This is a genomic window from Enterobacter sp. DNB-S2, from assembly GCF_019443845.1.
Classification (GTDB): Bacteria; Pseudomonadota; Gammaproteobacteria; order Enterobacterales; family Enterobacteriaceae; genus Enterobacter; species Enterobacter asburiae_B.
Window position 1 is genome coordinate 3400180 of record NZ_CP050520.1, and the last position, 19582, is coordinate 3419761.

At 50.4% G+C, this 19582-nt stretch carries 18 protein-coding genes; 5 read left to right on the forward strand and 13 right to left on the reverse strand.

What is annotated here, in order from left to right; all coding sequences use genetic code 11:
- Positions 1-18 precede the first annotated feature (18 nt).
- The 3 genes from HB664_RS16200 (at position 19) to HB664_RS16210 (ending at position 3263) form a co-directional block, all read left to right on the forward strand.
- Complete coding sequence (locus HB664_RS16200) at positions 19-960, forward strand: VirK/YbjX family protein (RefSeq protein ID WP_064672718.1); 942 nt, start codon at positions 19-21, stop codon at positions 958-960.
- A 174-nt stretch (positions 961-1134) separates the two neighbouring features.
- Positions 1135-2031, forward strand: a complete 897-nt coding sequence (locus HB664_RS16205) for a benzoate transporter (protein ID WP_182383729.1) — start codon at positions 1135-1137, stop codon at positions 2029-2031.
- Positions 2032-2579: 548 nt separating this feature from the next.
- Positions 2580-3263, forward strand: a complete 684-nt coding sequence (locus HB664_RS16210; protein ID WP_219939796.1) for an SOS response-associated peptidase — start codon at positions 2580-2582, stop codon at positions 3261-3263.
- 38 nt (positions 3264-3301) lie between these two features.
- On the opposite strand, the gene HB664_RS16215 is transcribed toward HB664_RS16210, so the two are convergent.
- The 4 genes from HB664_RS16215 to HB664_RS16230 all read right to left on the reverse strand — a co-directional run bounded on the left by HB664_RS16215 (position 3302) and on the right by HB664_RS16230 (position 6130).
- Positions 3302-3814 carry a DUF4431 domain-containing protein gene (locus tag HB664_RS16215; RefSeq protein WP_219939797.1) on the reverse strand — a complete coding sequence of 171 codons (513 nt, stop codon included), beginning with the start codon at positions 3812-3814 and terminating at the stop codon, positions 3302-3304.
- Positions 3815-3942: 128 nt separating this feature from the next.
- On the reverse strand, positions 3943-5211 hold the full coding sequence (locus HB664_RS16220) for a Y-family DNA polymerase (RefSeq protein WP_219939798.1): 1269 nt from the start codon (positions 5209-5211) through the stop codon (positions 3943-3945).
- 2 nt (positions 5212-5213) lie between these two features.
- The gene (locus tag HB664_RS16225; RefSeq protein ID WP_219939799.1) at positions 5214-5633 is read right to left on the reverse strand and encodes a translesion error-prone DNA polymerase V autoproteolytic subunit; all 420 of its coding nucleotides are present in this window, start codon (positions 5631-5633) and stop codon (positions 5214-5216) included.
- 179 nt (positions 5634-5812) lie between these two features.
- Positions 5813-6130 carry a hypothetical protein gene (locus HB664_RS16230; protein ID WP_219940860.1) on the reverse strand — a complete coding sequence of 106 codons (318 nt, stop codon included), beginning with the start codon at positions 6128-6130 and terminating at the stop codon, positions 5813-5815.
- A 116-nt stretch (positions 6131-6246) separates the two neighbouring features.
- Here HB664_RS16230 and HB664_RS16235 point away from each other — a divergent pair, with 116 nt between their 5' ends.
- Positions 6247-6930 carry an SGNH/GDSL hydrolase family protein gene (locus HB664_RS16235; RefSeq protein WP_219939800.1) on the forward strand — a complete coding sequence of 228 codons (684 nt, stop codon included), beginning with the start codon at positions 6247-6249 and terminating at the stop codon, positions 6928-6930.
- Here the strand turns inward: HB664_RS16235 and HB664_RS16240 are convergent.
- The 7 genes from HB664_RS16240 to HB664_RS16270 are packed head-to-tail and all read right to left on the reverse strand — an operon-like array spanning position 6924 to position 17678.
- On the reverse strand, positions 6924-8843 hold the full coding sequence (locus tag HB664_RS16240; RefSeq protein WP_219939801.1) for an acyltransferase family protein: 1920 nt from the start codon (positions 8841-8843) through the stop codon (positions 6924-6926). The genes HB664_RS16235 and HB664_RS16240 overlap by 7 nt on opposite strands.
- Positions 8844-8886: 43 nt before the next feature.
- On the reverse strand, positions 8887-10854 hold the full coding sequence (locus tag HB664_RS16245) for a GDSL-type esterase/lipase family protein (protein WP_219939802.1): 1968 nt from the start codon (positions 10852-10854) through the stop codon (positions 8887-8889).
- Between the two features lie 57 nt (positions 10855-10911).
- Complete coding sequence (locus HB664_RS16250) at positions 10912-13395, reverse strand: host specificity factor TipJ family phage tail protein (protein WP_219939803.1); 2484 nt, start codon at positions 13393-13395, stop codon at positions 10912-10914.
- A complete protein-coding gene (locus HB664_RS16255) occupies positions 13337-13774 on the reverse strand; it encodes an NlpC/P60 family protein (RefSeq protein WP_219939804.1) in 438 nt (145 codons plus the stop codon). Before HB664_RS16255 ends, HB664_RS16250 begins: the two co-directional genes overlap by 59 nt.
- A complete protein-coding gene (locus tag HB664_RS16260) occupies positions 13767-14237 on the reverse strand; it encodes a hypothetical protein (RefSeq protein WP_219939805.1) in 471 nt (156 codons plus the stop codon). The genes HB664_RS16255 and HB664_RS16260 overlap by 8 nt, the downstream gene beginning before the upstream one ends.
- On the reverse strand, positions 14237-14734 hold the full coding sequence (locus HB664_RS16265; RefSeq protein WP_219939806.1) for a hypothetical protein: 498 nt from the start codon (positions 14732-14734) through the stop codon (positions 14237-14239). The genes HB664_RS16260 and HB664_RS16265 overlap by 1 nt, the downstream gene beginning before the upstream one ends.
- Position 14735: 1 nt before the next feature.
- Positions 14736-17678, reverse strand: coding sequence for a tail protein (tape measure) (locus tag HB664_RS16270; RefSeq protein WP_219939807.1), 2943 nt, complete (start codon positions 17676-17678; stop codon positions 14736-14738).
- A gap of 112 nt (positions 17679-17790) precedes the next feature.
- Between HB664_RS16270 and HB664_RS16275 the strand changes: the two genes are divergently transcribed.
- Positions 17791-18081 (forward strand): hypothetical protein, encoded by a 291-nt coding sequence (locus HB664_RS16275; protein WP_219939808.1) that lies wholly within the window; start codon positions 17791-17793, stop codon positions 18079-18081.
- A gap of 16 nt (positions 18082-18097) precedes the next feature.
- Here the strand turns inward: HB664_RS16275 and HB664_RS16280 are convergent, their stop codons facing one another.
- Together HB664_RS16280 and HB664_RS16285 are read right to left on the reverse strand one after the other, a co-directional pair.
- On the reverse strand, positions 18098-18769 hold the full coding sequence (locus HB664_RS16280; protein ID WP_219939809.1) for a DUF6246 family protein: 672 nt from the start codon (positions 18767-18769) through the stop codon (positions 18098-18100).
- A gap of 57 nt (positions 18770-18826) precedes the next feature.
- Positions 18827-19570, reverse strand: a complete 744-nt coding sequence (locus tag HB664_RS16285) for an Ig-like domain-containing protein (RefSeq protein WP_219939810.1) — start codon at positions 19568-19570, stop codon at positions 18827-18829.
- Positions 19571-19582 lie beyond the last annotated feature (12 nt).

The following is a 19582-nucleotide window of genomic DNA, read 5'->3' on the forward strand; positions in this document are numbered from 1 at the left end:
AAAAAGAGGGGTCTTCACGTGTCTAATACGCACCTGCATAACGATGTTTTCTATCCGCATCGCACAAATATTATTTCCGAGCTGGTGAACGGCAAACGCGTGCCGGGTCCAATCTGGCGTAAACGCGAATATCGCCTGAAGTTCCTTTTACGCTCGCTTCTGTTCTGGTCTTCTACCCATCGCATGCTGGAAGCCCTTTCGGGTCGCGACGATTTCGACAGGCTGCTGGCCTCTCAAATTACGTTGCCCAGCAAGACCCACCGACAGTATCTGATGCGCGGCCTGACGGCTAACGATCGCGCCGACGCTATCGTCAACCATTACTACTGGATTGATAGCCTGAGAGAGAGCGGTCTCGCTCAGGCCCTGAGCAGCCCGCAGGAGCAAACCGTTGTGCAGTTCCACGCCAAAGACGGCGTAACCTATACGGTCAATGCTTCCTCTGCGGGGAAAGCCGAGCGCGAGGGCGAAAGCACCTTGTGGCTACGCGACAACGAGGATACGCTGCTGGCCAGCCTGACCTTCAGCGTCGCGCGCAGCAATGGTCAGCAAGTGATGGTCATCGGCGGCCTTCAGGGACCCCGTCGCAGCGTATCGCGAGACGTCATTAAACAGGCCACCCGCGCCTGCCACGGCCTGTTCCCCAAACGAGTGTTGATGGAAGTCCTCTTCCAGCTGGCTGCACAGTCATCTGTCCGGGCGATTTTTGCCGTCAGCGATGAAGGGCACGTTTTCCGCGCGCTGCGATATCGCCTGAGCAAAGGCCGCCATTTCCATGCCAGCTACGATGAGTTTTGGGGATCTCTGGACGGTAAAAAGCTGTCAGCCTTCTGCTGGCAGTTGCCGCTGCACATGGAGCGTAAATCCCTGGAAGAGATTGCCAGTAAAAAACGTGCCGAATACCGCCGTCGCTTTGAGCTGCTCGATGAAATAGAGGCGTCCGTGAAGTCCCACTTTTAAGCCAGGCTGGCGTTTTCGCTCACTGCGTAGTGGATGTATTCTGTTTAAAAGAGGAATGATAAAGCAGCCCACTATTGCACAGGGCGAGGGCGCTCAGTTAGCATTGCGCGAAATGAAACCGGCGAATGCGTTGGGAAAAGCGCAATGCGGGCGCAAAAATGAGGGACTTTGGTAATGATCTATGACTGCTTCTTATATTACGATGAAGATATGCTTCTCGAAATCAGGCTAAACACGTTAGCGGACGTTGTCGATCGCTTCGTTATCGTTGAGTCAACGCATACTTTTACCGGTAAAAAGAGGCCGCTGCATTTTGACATTAATAAATACAGCCAGTTTAAAGATAAAATTATCTACGTTGTTCATGATAAAGAACCGATTACGAAAGCCGCTGAAGAATCACACCCTGCTCGGGAGGTGATTCCGGGTCTGCCAGAGGGAATGGTGGTGGATGCGTGGGCAAATGAAGCCGCGCAGAGGAATGCCATCATGCAGGGTTTGACGCATGCCAACGATGATGATTTGATTTTAGTTTCCGATGTCGATGAGATATTTTCACCACAGGTGGTAGCATCGATAAATCCCAAAAAGCTCTGCACCACTATTTATCAGAATTTCTATAATTATCAGTTCAACCTGCAGGTTTTTAATACTGACAACACGCCAAGAAAATGTAAATTACCGCGAGCCACACAATATAAAAATCTCGTTAGTTTCTTTGGCGGCGAACCTGAATCATTCAGGAACCTTAAACGCACCCGAAGCGTTAAAAACTGGTCCTGGCTAAAGTGGAACTGGTTCAAGATTAACAACAGCATTATTGACAATGGTGGCTGGCACTTCTCGTGGGTAATGACACCCGAGCGCATCTCAGAAAAAATGTCGACCATATCCCATACTGAATACGATCTTCCTGAGTTTAACAACCCGGAACACATCATGAAGGTCATTAAAAATGCGGAAGATATCTGGGGGCGGGACAGGACGTTAATCAAGCAAGAGCTAACGGTTGATAACTTCCCGGAGTACATTGTCCGCCACAAAGACAAATTCAGCGCGTTCATTATTTAGCTTAGAGCTGCCCTTTTGCTCGCCAGAAGGCGTTTGCTCAGCGGTCGCTCGGCCACAAAATTTTAACAAAGATCCCAAAAAACCCTGGACGCACGCGGTCCTGAGTATGTTATGGTTTAGACAGGATATGGAATGTTCGAGAAAGTTTCGGGTGATTTAGAATCAACACCGAACAATGCTTTGAAAAACATACAGATAAAAAGAGACCGAATACGATTCCTGTTTCCGCTACAATCAGTCTTTCTTGATACCATTCAAGCACTTACACATCAGAAACCCGTTAAATACGGGTTTCAATGCTTACCAATACATCCATTCAAGATCAAACCGTTGCCACGTTTTTCGAGTGGGCGACGAGTGAACTTCGGGATCGGTTCGATCCATACCCACCCCCAACTTTGCGTAGCTCCTTCCAGTTTCGCAACGCCCCACTTTACCGCCTCGATGACTTCCATCATCATGCCCCTGTTTCAAAATCATAACGTTTCGGTGCGCACCTGTTTTTTCTCCCTACCCTATACTTTCAGTCTGACTGACTGGAGGTTTCTATGTGTGGACGTTTTGCACAAGCCCAACCCCGTGAAGAATATCTGGCCTACCTGGCCGATGAAGCCGATCGCGACATCTCATACGACCCGGAACCTATTGGCCGGTACAACGTCGCGCCAGGTACCAAAGTTTTGCTTTTAAGCGAACGAGACGAGCAGCTGCATCTCGATCCGGTTCTCTGGTCCTACGCGCCCGGGTGGTGGGATAAGCAGCCACTGATTAACGCGCGTGTCGAGACGGCAGCCACAAGCCGAATGTTTAAGCCTCTCTGGCAGCATGGCCGGGCAATATGCTTTGCCGACGGATGGTTCGAATGGAAGAAGGAAGGCGACAAAAAACAGCCCTACTTCATTCACCGCGCCGACGGCCAGCCAATATTCATGGCAGCAATCGGCAGCACGCCTTTCGAACGAGGTGATGAAGCTGAGGGGTTTCTCATTGTGACGTCCGCAGCCGACAAAGGCCTGGTTGATATTCACGACCGCCAGCCGCTGGTTCTGTCACCTGAAGCGGCGCGCGAATGGATGCGGCAGGATATTGGCGGGAAAGAGGCTGAAGAGGTAGCAGCCGACGGTACGGTGCCTGCCGACAAGTTTATCTGGCACGCAGTGTCGCGTGCCGTGGGAAATCCAAACAACCAAGGAGTTGAATTAATACAACATCAAATAAGGGACAATCGCTAATACCAAGAATTTAAAAAAAAGCCCAACTGCGATGCTGATTATTTAATAACTTTTATAGTGTTTACATCCAAAAGTGCTTTGGTTTTATGATGGCCTGTATGACCTAAAAAAATCTCTCCTTGAACACTAACATATTTGTTAAGGATATCTAATCGTTTATCATAAATTTCGCGTGTAAGACATAACTGGAACATACAAGATGATCCTTTTTCATAAAGCGAATCATCTTCCATGCTTCGCCCCGCCAGCTTAATAGGTTCATTTACATACAGAATCCAGTAAAACTGTGGCTCATCGCCATCATTAATAGACTCATAATTTGGAGGGCCTGGAAAAACCTCTTCCCTAACCTTACCGTAAAGCGTTGTATTTTGGCCTTCATACAAATCTTTTGGAAGATTTTGTTTGCCTTTAAAGCGAGAATTTTTAGTTCGAAAACCTCTTCTGAAAAGAAATTTTGAGTATAGAATCGCACCTAACGAAATGGCTATAGGGACTAAAACACTCAGTCCTTGCCAAATGTCACTTGATAAAAAATCGACTACTTTCATCTCTATCACAGTCCGTCGAAAAGAATTACTAAATTTTTTTAGGTAACTTCATCTTAACAACACTATATTGTGTATCCAAGATGAAAATCACATTTGGAAAAAATGCGATTTTAACAAAATTAAAGTTTTTACCTAACGACAAGCAAGTCTTTGTAACGTGTGGTGTATCGCGGCGAAAGCATTTCACGCTTCATCTGCCACTGCTGCTGTATGCCCTGCCCGGCAAAATAAAGCGTTCCTTTCCCGTCTTTCGCGTTGAGATGATCGAGAACCTCCATCAATTTTTCGCTATCGGCCCGCGGAGCATTCTCGTCAAACAAGTTTAGCTGGGCCACGCCCAGGCTGAAAAAGTCACCCAGCATAATGCCGGCTTTCTGGTAACGGTGTCCGTCTTTCCAGATTTTGTCCAGGCACTTTACTGCGGCGTTGATGATGTCGCGAGAATCCTGTGTAGGAGTGAGAAGTTTCATTGAGGCACTGTTGCCGTAATATGGCTCATTCAGGGCAAAGGGTGATGTTTTCACGAACGCAGAGATAAAGCGGCAGTACTGATGCTCGCCGCGAAGCTTTTCGGCGCCACGTGCCGCATAGCTGCAAATGGCCTGGCGCATCTGTTCGTACTCAGTAACGCGTTCGCCGAACGAACGACTACAGACGATTTCCTGTTTTGCCGGTGCAAACTCCTCCAGATCGAGGCATGGCTCGCCGCGCAGCTCGCGCACTGTTCTTTCCAGCACAACGTTGAAGTGTTTGCGGATAATCCAGGTACTCTGCTCAGAGAGGTCCAGAGCTGTTTTGATGCCCATAGCTTTGAGCTTCTTGCTGATGCGCCTGCCCACGCCCCAGACGTCTTCTACAGGGACGATAGCCAACAAGCGACGCTGGCGATCGATATTGGACAAATCGACCACCCCGTCGGTCTGGCGCTGCCATTTCTTGGCGGCGTGGTTTGCCAACTTAGCGAGGGTTTTCGTCTGCGCGATTCCAACCCCGACAGTCAGGTGCGTGCGCTTCAGAACGGTAGCGCGGATCTCCTTGCCGAACTCTGTTAGATCACGGCAGTTGCGAACGCCTGTCAGATCGCAAAAAGCTTCGTCGATACTGTAAATTTCGACTCTTGGACTCATCTCCTCCAGCGTGGTCATCACCCGGTTCGACATATCAGCATACAGCTCATAGTTGCTGCTGAAGCACACAACTCCTGCGCGCCGGAAAAGCTCCTTTTGCTTGAAGAACGGCTCACCCATTGTAATTCCGGCGGCCTTGGCCTCGGCGCTGCGTGCGATTACACAGCCATCGTTATTCGAGAGAACGACAACCGGCCGTCCTCTCAGATCTGGCCTGAACACCGTCTCGCATGATGCGTAGAACGAATTCACATCACAGAGCGCAAACATATTCAGCTCGCCGATTTGACGATGAAAGTCACGACACCGAACACATCAAGCGTATCCTCGCTGCCAACGATGATCGGTGAATAAGCACTGTTCATTGGAATGAGCTGGACTGTCGGGCGCAGCTGCAGGCGTTTAACAGTGAACTCCCCTTCAACCGCGGCGATGATAATGTCACCGTGCTCAGCGGTCCTGGAACTATCCACCACCAGCAGATCGCCGTCGCTGATCCCAGCCTCAATCATCGAGTCGCCAGCGGCTTTTACGAAATACGTCGAGCTGGGATGGGACACCAGCAACTCATTGAGATCGATACGCTGCTCAACGTAATCAGCGGCAGGGCTCGGGAACCCGCATTGCACTAAATCGCTGAACAGCGGGATAGCAATAATTTCGCGTAATTCTGCCGGTCTGATGAACTCCATGATGCATACCTCTAATACTGTTTTTATATACAGTAGTTTTAACTGAGGTGCTGATCAAGATGGCCTCTTGTTTATGTTTGGCTACTTCCTAGCCGCTTCGTTCCTAAGCCTGCAACGCTATTAGTTTTTTGGTATTTGTAAATTTCAGAAGGATGAGTGTCGATCGCTCACTTTGGATACTACATGAAGGGGTTTTCGTCTAAAGATACTGGGTGAATGGTGTGCGTAACTACACCAACAAGGCGAACATCATCAAGCGCCTCGCCTTCTATGACCTCTCCATCATCAGTAATGAGAGCGTCACCTGCCCAATACGCGTGCTGCTGGCGGCCGCAAAACCAAATTAGCAATGTGTCTCCGCACTCAAAACGCGTTGCAATCTCAACTACATCATAGCCTTCCTGCGTTTCAACAATGCTCGCTGATGCGGCAAGAAAAGGCTCTGCTGTCTCAACAACGGCGGCATGCGTGTCTACTGTTGAAGATTGGAGTCGCATAGTTCACCCCTGAAAATACTGCATATGCATACAGCATATTTGCGGGATGCATTTTTATCAACTGTCGTATTGCTACGCTGCGGATGCTAAAATCTCCCTCAAAAAAAGGGGTTACCGTGAAAAAAACAGCATTATTACTGGCGCTTATGCCATTTTTCAGTCACGCAGAATCTGCATACAGAATTGATGAGGGACAGCTTAGTTTTTTCGGTATAACAAATAAAATCAATAACATGAGATTATCGCAGGCAACACCAAAGAATTATTTATTTTTTGGTGACTCCATCATTCAGGGCTTAAACCCTAATGGAATGCATATGAGTTACGTTAACCTGGGGATCGGTGGCGATACTGTCCATGGCGTTTTCAAAAGAATACGGGAGACGCCTATCGAAAGTTACGATGGAATTCTCGTTTCAGTGGGAGCCAATAACTTCTTGCAAGGAGAGTCTGGATGGGACCTTGGTGATGAGTTAATGGAGGTTATCGACTATGCGGCCCCCAAAGCAAAGAAACTATTTGTTATGGAGACGTTCGTCCCTAACAGGACTATGAACCTTACCGTTTCATCTGACTTCGCATCCGCTAATGCAAAAATCCATACTGCTTGCGCAAAATATATAAACTGTCAGGTGATTCCCATGCCAGAGGGAATGGTCGGGAAGGAAGGTCTTAAGAAGGAATTCTCGATCAGCGATGGCATCCATCTGAATGCCGTGGGTTACACCTTATGGAAGATAGAAATTAATAAGAAAATGGCTGACTTCCCTGTCAACTATTACTATCGCGCCCCCTATTGAGGCAGTAACTTATCCTTTATACGCTCGATGAAGTATCGTGAGGCGGCTGGGGTTAGATGGCCCCAGTCAGCTGCAGCTAAAGAATGAGCATCTTCTCCCACTCGAGTAACGCAGCCTTGGTCATTGCAAAGCTCTTTCATCGCTGAGATATACTCGACCCCATCCGCTTTTAGTTCTTTACTGAGCAGTTCATCCCAAGCAAACATACCTTTATTGAGTCCATACTCCATGTATTTTGGAGGGTATGTGCCAAACTGGTCCCAGTACTTCAACATAATTGCTACAAGATTCTCGTTCCACTGAGGTACCGGTCCGATAACTATGATCTCTGTTGCCGGTGAAGCCCGGCGAATTCTGGCAATAGTGTCTTTTATTCCTGCGACAGCCTGCGCTGGGTCCTGAATAGTGTTACTTCCTAAAACCATCCATGTGATTACAACTTTCTCCGGTTTGATGGCAGCCAGAATCTGTAGTTTTTCCTCGTTCGTTGTAATCAGGTCTTTCTTGTTATCGGCCAGCGACAGGTTAGTAAAGAATGGTGAACCATTACCGTCGGTAAACTGTTCGATGGAGAATGATTTCTTGGTTTCTTTCTGAAGAGCTTTCAGTCCAGGGTATAGGGCCGCTGCATACGAGTCACCCCACAAGAATATTTTGTGTTTACCTGTCTCTGCACACTGGCGGATCCTTTCCTGCTCACTCATACCGATAGGAGATGAATGACACACGCCATTTCTCCAGACAGCAGGTATCTCAAAGAAGGAGTAAACATCCTTAATCTTGGTCAGTTCATTAATTTTTCCATCGTAGCGAGATGGAAGACCTTCAGATTGATAAACAAATAAACCTGATGCCAGAACAACACTGAATGCTGCTGCCAGAACGTGCCGACGAGCGAAAGACGCCTTCAATTTGAGAGATTTGTCGCCGCGAAGTCTGTTTTCTACCAGTGTATACGATATCCATCCAAGCATAATGGATACTACGATGCCGCATAGCGAAGCCGAAGCGCCAGAAATTTCATTCTGAAGCATGTATACGACGACGGGCCAATGCCACAGGTAAATAGAATACGATGTCGTTCCGAGGAACTGCGCAAACCTGTTATTGGTGAGGATGGAGTCATGCCTATTTGCAGCAAGAATCATGCTGGCACCGAGAACAGGAATCAGTGCCATATACCCCGGCCACGCAACACGCTCGCTCATTAAAAGATAAGACGCCAAAACCAGAATAAACCCTGTCAACTCGACAAATTTTGCTCGTTTTGCGGTTAGGCCCAAAGGGTAAAGGCAAACCAGCCCACCTGCCACCATCTCCCACGCACGCGTATGGATCAGATAAAACGCCGAACTTTGATGCGATTCAGGGGTTAGAATGGACAATGCGTACGACAATCCACATACGCCTATTAACCCTACACCGAGACGATTCCGACCTAAATATCTGACAAGACCGAGAATGATGAAAGGATAAATAAGATAAAATTGCCACTCCACCGACAAAGACCAGGTATGAAGCAGCCATTTTGTGTGTGAGGAGGCATCAAAGTATCCTGACTCCAGCCAATACATTCCGTTAGAGATAAACAACAGGCTACCAACTGTGTGTTTAGCTAACTGTGTCAGGCCAATCGGTGACAACTTCCAGATGCCATAAGCCATCAACACAGCACACAGAAATGCCAGCGCAGGAATTATTCGTCGACCTCGATCAAGGTAAAATCCCCAGACTGATAACTTTCCTGTATCATATCTGCCAACAATTATTCTGGTCATTAAATAACCAGATATAACAAAAAACACATCGACGCCCGCAAATCCGCCAGGCAACCAAGTTGGGTTAAAATGGAAAAGGACTACAGCGAATACTGCAAACGCACGCAGTCCGTTGATATCATAACGAAAATTCATGAAATCAGGCTTAGATTATTTGTGGTGAGTGAATATTACCACATTAAGCCTTGCTTATTACAAACGGAATCCCTGAGTTGAAAAGTTTGAGATTTGGCAGGTTGGTGACTGTTGTTAAAGTAGCCGTCAAGATGCCAACATCACACTGAATCCCTGTTGAATTTACTATGAACTGAATGGCAAATGTACCCGCCGTAACGCCAGTACCAAGATTAACACCCTGCGTCTCAGATCCATTTAAAAACAGGCCTAGCCTCAATGTTCCTGACGTAAGCTTGACTGATGCGGCCTTAACCCCATTGAAGTCGCTGAGAATGATTTCTGTTCCATCACTCATTGCAGCATTGAAACAAATAGCATCGCCAAGACCGATCATTTCTGAGGAATAATTTTTATTATTCCGAGTCGTGGTTGAGGCAATATTAAGCGTTGGTAATATTACTCCTGAAAATGTCATGTCATTACCAATGGATGCGCTTTGCTGTAAGTTAATGCCTATTACATGCAACCCTGCATACATTGGACGGTAAAACTTAGTGGTTGAATCCCAGTTGAAGTCCGGTCCGCCGTACTGCTTCTGAGGATAAATAATCCCCATTGAATCAGAATTGTCTGTAACAGATGCAATGCATGCGCCTGTCCATTGCAGCTGATTTAATTGAATTGCCTTCTGACCCTTAACGAATTTAACCGGATAGTTCAACCCGGTCACTGACGATTCCTTGGTCATTGTCATGGTGGGACCACATCTCGATCCATGCTCTGTAATCGTGTAATTCGTTGAGTTCGTAAAAAACTGGCTTCCGTCGAGTCCTGCATTATCGCCAGCATTGGAAATCTCGTGATAGGTAGTCAAAGGCATCGCGAGGTTATAACCAGCCTGCCGATATGCGGCATCGGATGGGTGCACGCCGTCCGGGAAAGACACGCTTGGGCTGATAACATTGGTCGACTGATTGAACAACTCATGCTGATCAACCAGGTCTACGCACATATCCCTCGCAACCTGACGCATCACATCCACAAATAATTTAAGCCTTCTATTGTTTGCTGGAGTGCCGGTTAGTATTGGAACGTTCGGGTTTGGCGTTACAAGAACAGGGACAGCATTATTTTTTCTTGAAATATTTACAAAATCGATGAGGTCTAGTCGATAGGTTAAAATATCTTTTCCCGTCTGGTTATCGTTGATCCCATGGTTGCAATAAACAATATCGCATGCTGATTCAGTCAGTCTTTGCTCATAGGTCTTCCCATCCGGGTTATCCGTTCCTCTCATCATGTCGTAAAGAGTTGTACTATTAATGCCATAATTAGTGACGGTGCAATTAACGCCTGTGATTAGCAGCAACGCTTCTTTCAGCATTTTCATCGGTTCGTTAGGGCTGACGTTGTTAACATCGCCTGAACGTGCACCTTTCATTGTTGAGTCACCAAACCCCTTAATTTTTAATGCCGTTCCAGCCTGGAGGATCTTCCCTAATGTGGCTGCGGTTTTCCCGCGATAATAGACAATATTCTCAACGGCCGTGACTCTGCCTGTGAGGGCCAGTAAATCAGATTGTTTTGCCGCCCCATTCACCAGATTGACGCCGCCAGGTGCAGCAAGCGCAGCCCTTAATGATGCGTCACCAACACCAATCCACGCACCTGGTCCGATGCCACCGGTACCTGCTGGCGTTGAGTTAGCAGGTACGACCTTCCCACCAGAAGCAAACGAACCGGTCCATTTGTAATATTCTCCGTCGGCAGTATTGAGCAGCACTTCGTTAGGGTTGTTGAGGGTCGCGCCGGTGGTAAATGTCTTCCCGGTCAGGATCACGTAACCGTACGCCGCCATTGCCTGCTGAGAAAGATAGTTCATTCCCTCAATGGTGTAGTGTTTTTGCCCAAAGCGATCGGTGTATGTCCAGCCCATTGAGGTGACGTATTCGTCAATTTTCCCCGCGTTAAATTTCAGGTCGCGAGGTGATTCACTTGGAACAGGGAGATTGGTTGGTTGCGTAGCCATATTGATTCCATAAAAAAACCCGGCGCAATGGCCGGGTTGAGGTGATCGGGATGGGTCTTATTGATAAATCAGATCGCTATACTCAGCGAGGGTTAATGCAGTGCTGCCCTTTCCGTCTGGTTGCTTTGCCGTGATAGTCCACTGCCCTGCATCGAGCTCCTGAGAGGTGGCGATGACGTACCGTGAAGGAGACTGGACGTCGACACCATCAAACAGGTTGAGATCGATATTAGGAATAGCAGCTATAAAGCCGAACGCAGTATCAGCACGCGGAGAAGCCGGGTATCGCGCAGTGGTGGCGCCGGATGAGTCCGTGACCTGCACAAACATGGTTCCGGAGAAGTTGATGCGTTCACTCGTCTCGAAGTCATTCCCGACCCGCGACACGATATAACCTGCCTGCTGGTTGGTGTCGTATGTGTCTGGCACCTGAACCATATCGCCAATGTTTACCCACTCTCCGTCAGCCATGGCCATAACCTGCATGGTCATGCGGGAGTAGATAAGCCGCTTGCACTCGCGCAGCGCGCGCTCGTCGGCCTGAAAGCGATTCCTGATGTAAAGCATTTCGAACTTCTTCGCTTTGGCTGGAGACCCTTCAATGATGGAATTGCCGGATATCCGGTACCGGACAAAGTCCTGCTTATTGGTGTCAGGGTTGCGATACTGCACTTCAACGCCGTCATAGCCGCCAGGTAGCGTCATGTCGTAGGAGAGCGAGTAACCATCAGGTTTGGTGTTTGAGCGGTTGAATATCGTGGCCGCAGATGACTTTTTGCTGTCTCTGGTGAATGACAGCACGCCGTTGTCATCGTAAACCGAGACGCTGGCAGCGTCACAGATGGTCTCCATGCGCGAACCGAGCGACACATCCTCATCGTCAAAGGTGTAATCGAAATACCCCAGCCGCGGGTCAATAGCGTCGATTTGAGCCTGGAGCTGGTACAGGCCATAAATATCAATGCTCGACTCAGGCTGCTGCCCGACGACCAGCCAGTTAAACAGCGCGATATCAGCGAATTTACGTGATGGCCTGAGCGTGTAGTCGACCTGCTGCGTCGTCATGTTGTAGCTGATGACGTGGCGGGTGATCAGCGCGTTGTACTTTCTGTCACGCCCGCTCGTGGCGTTCTCGGTAGCCCGGACCTTCACCATTACCAGAGAATCTTCAGCGTGAACGACGTTAGTCCTGACGTTTACCGCATGAATCTCTTCGACCTGCAGTTTGCTCGCGTCGCTGCTGTTATCTGTCCTCTTAAAGGTAATCGCATAGCGCCCAAAGCCACCAGCCGGGGTGAGCTTGTCAGTTCTGTTAAACGTCTCCGACATGTAGTCGTGTGGCGTCGTCTGCCGGTACGTGAACGTCTGCTCTGTTCCGGGGATCATGTTGTTGTCATTGTCGACTTTCCAGATGTTGACCACCCAGTTCGTTTCGCTGTTACCGCCGAGCCCGGACTGGGTATGCAGCCACAGCTGGCTTGATGGTATCGGCGAGAAGAACGGACCGACGATCAGCGCGGCATTATCGTTCAGAATGAACTTCGTCGTGTTGATAGTAGCATCCTGGATCGGAATGGATGGGCCATTCAGGTTGTCGAATGTGAACGTGTAGTAATATTTCGGGTTAACAACGGCGCCGTCGTTCGTCTCAGCAAAACTGATGAGTCTACCGGAAAGCGTGACGTCTTCAGTGCGGGTTCCGCCGGTGATCGGATACGTCACGTTAATGGTGAACGTTACCGGATAAGGGAAAGTCAGATCGGCGAAATAGTCGAAGTCTGCCTGTTTAAGGATTTTCATCGCAATCTGTCCACCGGCATAAACGCCACTAATGACAGTGTTTGCCGTTGCTGTTTCAATCGGGAAATCGCTGCTTTCGTTCAGGCCAGGTACTTCCTGCCCGTCGACATCGTCGAACTGATATCCCTCATTCACCACCGGTATGACATCACCTGGCTGGTAAATGGTGTAGCTGGCACCGGCCATAGAACCAAGATTCGACTCCGAGAAACGAACAGACGTTACATCGTACTTCCCCAGGCCAAACACCATCAGCTCAGTGATGTATTTCAGGTTGCTGATGTATTCAAAGAGCGACTCCTGAGCCAGATCAGGGAAAGAGCGGACCTGGCCGAAATTGTCCGGCTTCGCCTCGCCATTGCGCGCGATGTTAGTCTGCCCCTTCAGGCTGTTATTCGGTGAGGTCTTACTGTTCCCGCCGCCGGCGTTAGTGTTTGGCTTCGGCATCAGCGAAGACAATACTTTTTGTGTGAACTTGATCGGATTCAGATGCTCGAGCGGGTTTAGCAGAGTGCCGACAAGACCCCCACCTTTTGGCTGGTCGAAAATGATTACCCTGTCGTCGTCCTGAAGTGCAAACTGCAGCTCATCATCTGGCTGCAGTTCTTTGCCGTTAACGTTAATGCGGATATCTCGGTGAAAACTTTCCTGCTCGAGCCATTCTGAAAATACCGTGCCTGCTTTAACAATCGCCCGGTCCTTTGGCATCCCCGGAACGCGCTGAATCTCGATTACCGGCATAGGTGTAAAACTCCACTCTGGTGAATAGCTTCTGAATTGTCCGGATGGCGTCGAACCGGACGTGTCCATTTTCCCCGCGACTGTGCAGCGCACGGCCGTCAACAATCAGGCCGACATGCACAGGCTGGCTGCCAACCCAGGCGACGAAGATCCCGTCATCGGTGAACGTGTCAGCACGCCGCCAAAAGACGACATCAGCGTCATAGCACGTCATGAAGTCGCGACCGGATTCGTAATCCACCGTCTGGTGAATTTCGATCCCCAGAACGTGGCGGTAATAGAGGACCACCAGGCCCCAGCAGTCAGCAGCGTCAAAGCTGCAGGCGCGGTTACTCCAGGGGATGCCCTCAACCCGCGAGATGAATTCGTCTTTAAGCATTCTGGAGCCCCGGATATTCTTCGACTGTGTACAGCCGCCCGACGTTACGATTAAGCGGGTTCACGCGCGTCAGGCTGCAGGTCACGTCCTTGTCGTCCATCGAACAGTCGCTGACGTAGAGCGTCCACGACTTGATGGCCGTGGACATATCGGCTGCGTCAAATTGCTGATAGGTTGCGGATATGGGCGTGACGCGCGAGTAGGCTTTCCACTGCTTGAGCTGTTGCTTGAAGTCCTGCGCCAGCCGGCCAAATTTGACGGTGCTGTCGAGGATCGGCGTGTTGCTCTGCTGGCTTTCGGTTAACTCCATGCGGCAAGGCGTGAAGACCTGCCCGCCGAGCGTTTTGGGGAAAATCTGGTTATTAACGAGCCTGATATAGCCAAAGACCGGGCTGTAAAACGTGATAGTTTCATACAGGATTCGGTTTGGCCTTCGGCTCTGAAATTCTCTGAGCGTCGGCATTATGGCACCTTCGGTAAGCTCTCCGGGTCTCGCCCGTCAGGATAGCCAGTGACAACGATATCCAGCCATGAGGCCCATGGTGGCGGCAGCTCAATGATGATGTCGTCAAACTCGTCATCTGAGTTAACCAGCTCGCGAGCAACGACATCACCGCTCCACGTGAAAATGGACCCGGACTGTGACCATGACGGCCAGGAGATAAAGTGTAATTCCTGCACCTCAACTCCTGTATCGCCGGTCCCGGTGCCAAGCGGCATCGTGAACCACTGATTGCAGTTGTCGAGATAGTTGGGGCTACGCACCCATTGCATGAAGGCCCGGTGCTGGTCTCTGGTTTTGAAAATCCACGTCAACGAGAATGACGTCTTCAGGTCGTCGGTTAATTTCTGGAATACCGGCGCGCCGACCGTCGGCTGGTCGACGCGAAACCCGGTATCTGTAGTGGGTGATTTCCCTTTCTGTGCCAAAGGCAGCCAGTCAGGGTACGGAATTGGCATGTTATCCCCTTGCTTTGCGTGGTGCCTGATGATTCTGCTGGATGGCCTGCCCGATGCGCCCACCCTGGCTAATGTCGGCAACAATCATATCGATCGTCACGCCATTACCGTTCTGGGTCGCCTGGGCGTCGACAGTTGCACCGGTATAGTTCTGAATGTTGATAGTGACTGGCACTGAACTACCGCCTGCACCGGCATTCATCTGCTTGTTGCTGATGACCTTCCCGTTGTCGCCAGGGATCATGTACTGGCTGCCGTTCGACGCCTGGTAGATTTCAGGCATTCCGCCCTCACCTACCTGATACGTACGGCCCGCAGATACCGGCCCGCCGTTCTTGCGCTTCCCAGCAATCCCGCCAGCCATCGCCATAGCAGCAATCAGGGCCGCAATACCGATCGCCGCGGCACCACCGAAAGAACCGATTGAGGCAACGGCTGCCGCCGGCGTCCAGACTGCCATCGTGGTAGTTGCCGCCGCGGTGCTTGCCGCAGTAGTTGTCGCTAAACCAGCAGTTTGCGCCGCAGTGGTGGTGGCAATCGCAGAGGTTTGCGCCGCAGCACCCATCACAGCAGATTTAACCCAGTCGACGCCCATCTGAACGAAGCCGTTTATCAGGCTATTCAGGGCGTTGCTGGCGAGAGATTGCATAGCCTCCTGCGCCGACATGCTTCCAGTCAGAATGCCGGTAAAGGCATTTGATGCATTGCCTGAGAGAGAGTCAAAGCTCGCGGCCAGCAACTCATTACCCATACTCTGGTTGCGGAAAATCTCCCACTGGGCAGCGATGCGCGCCTGCTCATACTGCGTGTCAGTTGCAGCACGCAATGCCATGGCGTTCTGGTGAGTTATCAGTCCCTGCTGCTCGTATGCCTGAATAAGCGCAAGTTTCTTGGCGTTCTCGTTAGCCAGTTGCTGGACAGGGTCAACTCCGCCGACAGCCTCCTGCTGTGGCGTTACAGCTTGTTGAGCCTGAATTTTCGCAAGGTTAGCCTGGTGCGTTGCCGCCAGTCTTTCTGAGGTCTGGTTATACTGCTCCTGGCTGATTTTCTTCGCAGCCAGCGCCGTATTCAGATCCTCAACATCCTGTTTGTAACTGGCGTTCTCAGCCGCTTCAGGGAGAAGCTTCTGGGCTGCAGCTTCAGCCTTAATAGCGTTGGCAGTGTCCCATTTTTTAGCCGCATACTGACCGGCCAGAGCTATTTGCTCTTTGGTGGCGCCTTTCCCAAGCGACTGCTGCGCAGCCAGAATGGCCTGTTCTCGGCTCAGCTTGTTCGTTGAGTCTGCCGCCAGTTCTGACTGCTGTTTGAGGTTCGCCAGCTTCTGGGCAATAGAATCAGCCTGGGAAGCTCCCTTCTTCTGCTCAGACTGAAGCGTCTTCTGCGCCTGCGTATTTTTGTACGTAGCGGCAGCATCATCTTCCATCTGCTTGGCGTGCGGATCATCCTTCGCAAACCCGGCATCTTCGGCGGCGTATTGCGCCTGCAGCCGCGCGCGGGCCTCGCCCTGTAGTTTCGACAGAGCAAGGTTTCTCTCAGACTGCTTGATCAGGTTTTTCTGGCCGGAGGTCAGGTTGTCGATCTCTTTTTTCATACCAGAAAGATTGATCTGTGCTTCACCAGCAACGCGTACGAGTTCGGTTAGTGGCCCAAGGAAAGTTCTGATTGCATCGGCACCGGATTTAGTCGAGCTTTCGGTGCTCTGGAGTTCAAGGACCAGTCTCTGGAGCGCTTCAGGCGTTGGGTTTTTCGCAACCTCGGAGAGTTGCTTGCTCAACTCGAATGCGCGCTGCTCAGATACGCCAAATTTATCTGCGAGCGTTGTTACTGTGTTCTGAATGGCGTTTGCATTGACAGTGAATTTCGCCCCTGCATTCCTTGCCTGCTCCATAGCTTTCGAATAGGTGTCTGCAGTTACGCCGACGGTCGAAAGGTTTTTATTGAATTCGTCAATCGACGCGATACCGCCTACGAATGACGTTTTCAGCTTATCGGTGAAGCCAACAATAGAGTTTGACGCATCGTTGATTGATTTAGGGATCTTCGCAATGGCAGCGTTGTATTCAATCATTGCCTGATTTCTCAGGATGGTTGCTGCCTCTGCGTTAGTTCTTGCCAGGTTGGCATACTTATCTGACAGGGCGGCTACACCATTCTGAGAGACGGTAATGACCTTATCCATCGCTTCAGCTGCGTCTTTTAGCGCATCCATGGCGTTCTTACCGCCATTCAGCGAAGTAATCAGCACGCCAGCGATAACTGAGCTTAACGCAATTACCGCACCAACTACAGCTCCGCCCGGCCCGAACGCCCCAGCAAGCTGTGATCCCTGCTGCGCGAAAGCCACCAGCGCAGACTGCCCACCCTGCACCTGTACGATGAAGTCCTGAACCTGATATCCGGCCTGCTGCATGCTGGACTTCCAGCCCTTGTTGCTGCCCATCGATGTGTCAGCAGCGCCTTTCATATCGAATAGTCGCCCGGTCAATTCGCCGATCTTTTGCTTTTCTTCGTCTGTCGCTTTCGACCCTGCGCGCAACTGTGCAGCCAGGACTGCGGCACTACGCGCGCCATTCTCCTGCGCTTCGTCCAGCACAGCCAGCTGGTTACCCAGCGCCTCGATGATGGATTCGGCACGGCTGAATTCACTGCTCGCGCCTCCGGTACCGCTGCGTGCTTCTTCCATAGCGCGGGCGATGCCGCTAACGTTGGTATTCAGCTTGCGAAGCTGGTTGTCCATGGAGTTGGCATAACCAGCCAGTTCAGTAAACGCGGACCCGGTATGGGACGCGCTCTGATCGAGGTTGTCCATCCCCTTTCCGGACTGCTGGGCTGCAGCATCCAGTTTGTCCAGAGCATCAATGGCCTGCTTTCCACCCTGCAGCAGCGGCTCAACGTCGGCGCTGATTTCATAAACGATGCTACCGGCGTTCTTCTCACCTGCCATTTCATTCTCCAGATAATTATCTTTCCTGTTTATGGAATGTTTTATAAAGTATTTTGAGTGGTAATCAGTGTTTTCAATTTCAAGTTAGAAGATATACAACGAGAGGCATAACATGATTAACAATTTAGTTAATGAATTAAAGAACATCGAACATAGAATAAGCTTAACCAAGAACAATGGGGCTGGTTTCTCGCGCGGTGATTATGATCAAATAATCGAAGACTTTTCTAAGTCCAGAATAGAATTCAAGAAGGTAGATAAAAAAGATAAAAACTTCCCAATAGTAAGAGATTTAATAGTTAAAATAGATAGAATGTTAACATCAGTTCAACAACATGAAGAAATAAGCGATTCGTTAATTAATGATAATCTTGCGGAAAGCTTGCCACCTAAAAGACTATAGATTTCAAACCTCACTACTATTGAGTTACTTGTCTTGCCCTCTGAGCTCTTCGGGCAAGATAAGCATCTGCCACAGCGTCGTACTCTTCGCGAGTGAAACCTTTCTGGTCCGGGTATTTTGCGGCCAGCAGCATCTGGAATTCGGTCATCGTTAACTGAGAGGCTTCGGCGCGGTTCATTTCAAAGTGACTGCGCGCTGCACTGATATAGTCGAAGGCTTTAAATTCGTTCGTTCTGGCGCCTGTTTCGTGACGCTGCAGCTGGCGAACTTTAGCTTTGCCTACGACGCCGTGCTGCATGAGGTGCTGCGCCAGCACGATGATGTCGTTCTTCGGCATTTGCCCGGGTCGGTAGACGACGCAATGCCGCCAACCCTTCCACTCTCCGATCATCGGCGTCAGGTCCTCTTCACAGCACGCCTGCAGCACCAGCATGCTCGTTGATAACAGCTTCTCAGCAGCGCGGTTGAATGATGGAGATAGCCAGTCAGGAAAACGCCCCAGCGTGCCTGCGCACACCTCAATGAGCTGAGCGAAATCATTGCCGTGGATGGTGGCGTACGCCTGCACAATCTCTTCCGGAGTGCCGATCCTGGTCATGGCCTCGAATGAAGGTCGCAGCAGGTAATCTATCCCGCCTTCTCGGCTGTCGCTGATAGAGAGTTCGCCAATATCGGTTAAAGCGGTCATAGGCCTTCCAGTAAACGGTCATTATCAAGGGCAGCACGCCGCCCTTTGGAATGTCCGTTAGGTAACGGTAACCGTATGCACGGCCACAAAGTTGCCATCTTCGGTGTTGATGATGATCTGCGCGCTGCCGGTGGCAACACGCGTCACGGTAACGGTGTTGCCGGAGGCGGTGGCCGTTGCTTTGGTCGCGTCGGTAGTCGCTACAGTGAAGTCTTTGTTGGTTGCGCCGGTTGGTGCGATATTCACCGTGAAGGTGCTGGTGCCGCCCGCCGTACCGGTGCTGGTCGCCGGAGTTACCGTTACGCCAGTCACTGCTACAGCAATCAGTTCGTTCACTTCAATGGTGGTTGCATCGCCGACTTTGAACTCGGTGGAGAAAGTGACGATGTCGTTGGTACCGCCGTCAGAGCTCAGCGCCGTGATGTTCATGTAGCCGACGAATTCGACCGGACCGTAATCCATGCGTACCCAGATCCCAGGCTGGCGCTTGGCCTTCAGCTCGTCAGCGAAATACTTGATGAATTTGCCGACACCGTACTGATCCAGCTTGTCCTTCTTGCGCACTTCACCCTCAAAGCTCAGGGTGAAATCACTGTTGGTGATGATGGTCTCGACATAGCCGCCGCCGTCATCCGCATCAGAGGTAACCGAGTTCGGGTTGAAGTCGAAGCCCTTCGACGTACCAGCGGCCAGCGCCATCCACTCACCTTCGAGTGGCTTGACGTCTGGGCAGCCATCGGCGACTTCCAGCACGACCGCACCGCCGAACAGGCGCTCGTTCGAGTTCTGGCAATTAGCCATGTGAAACTCCTC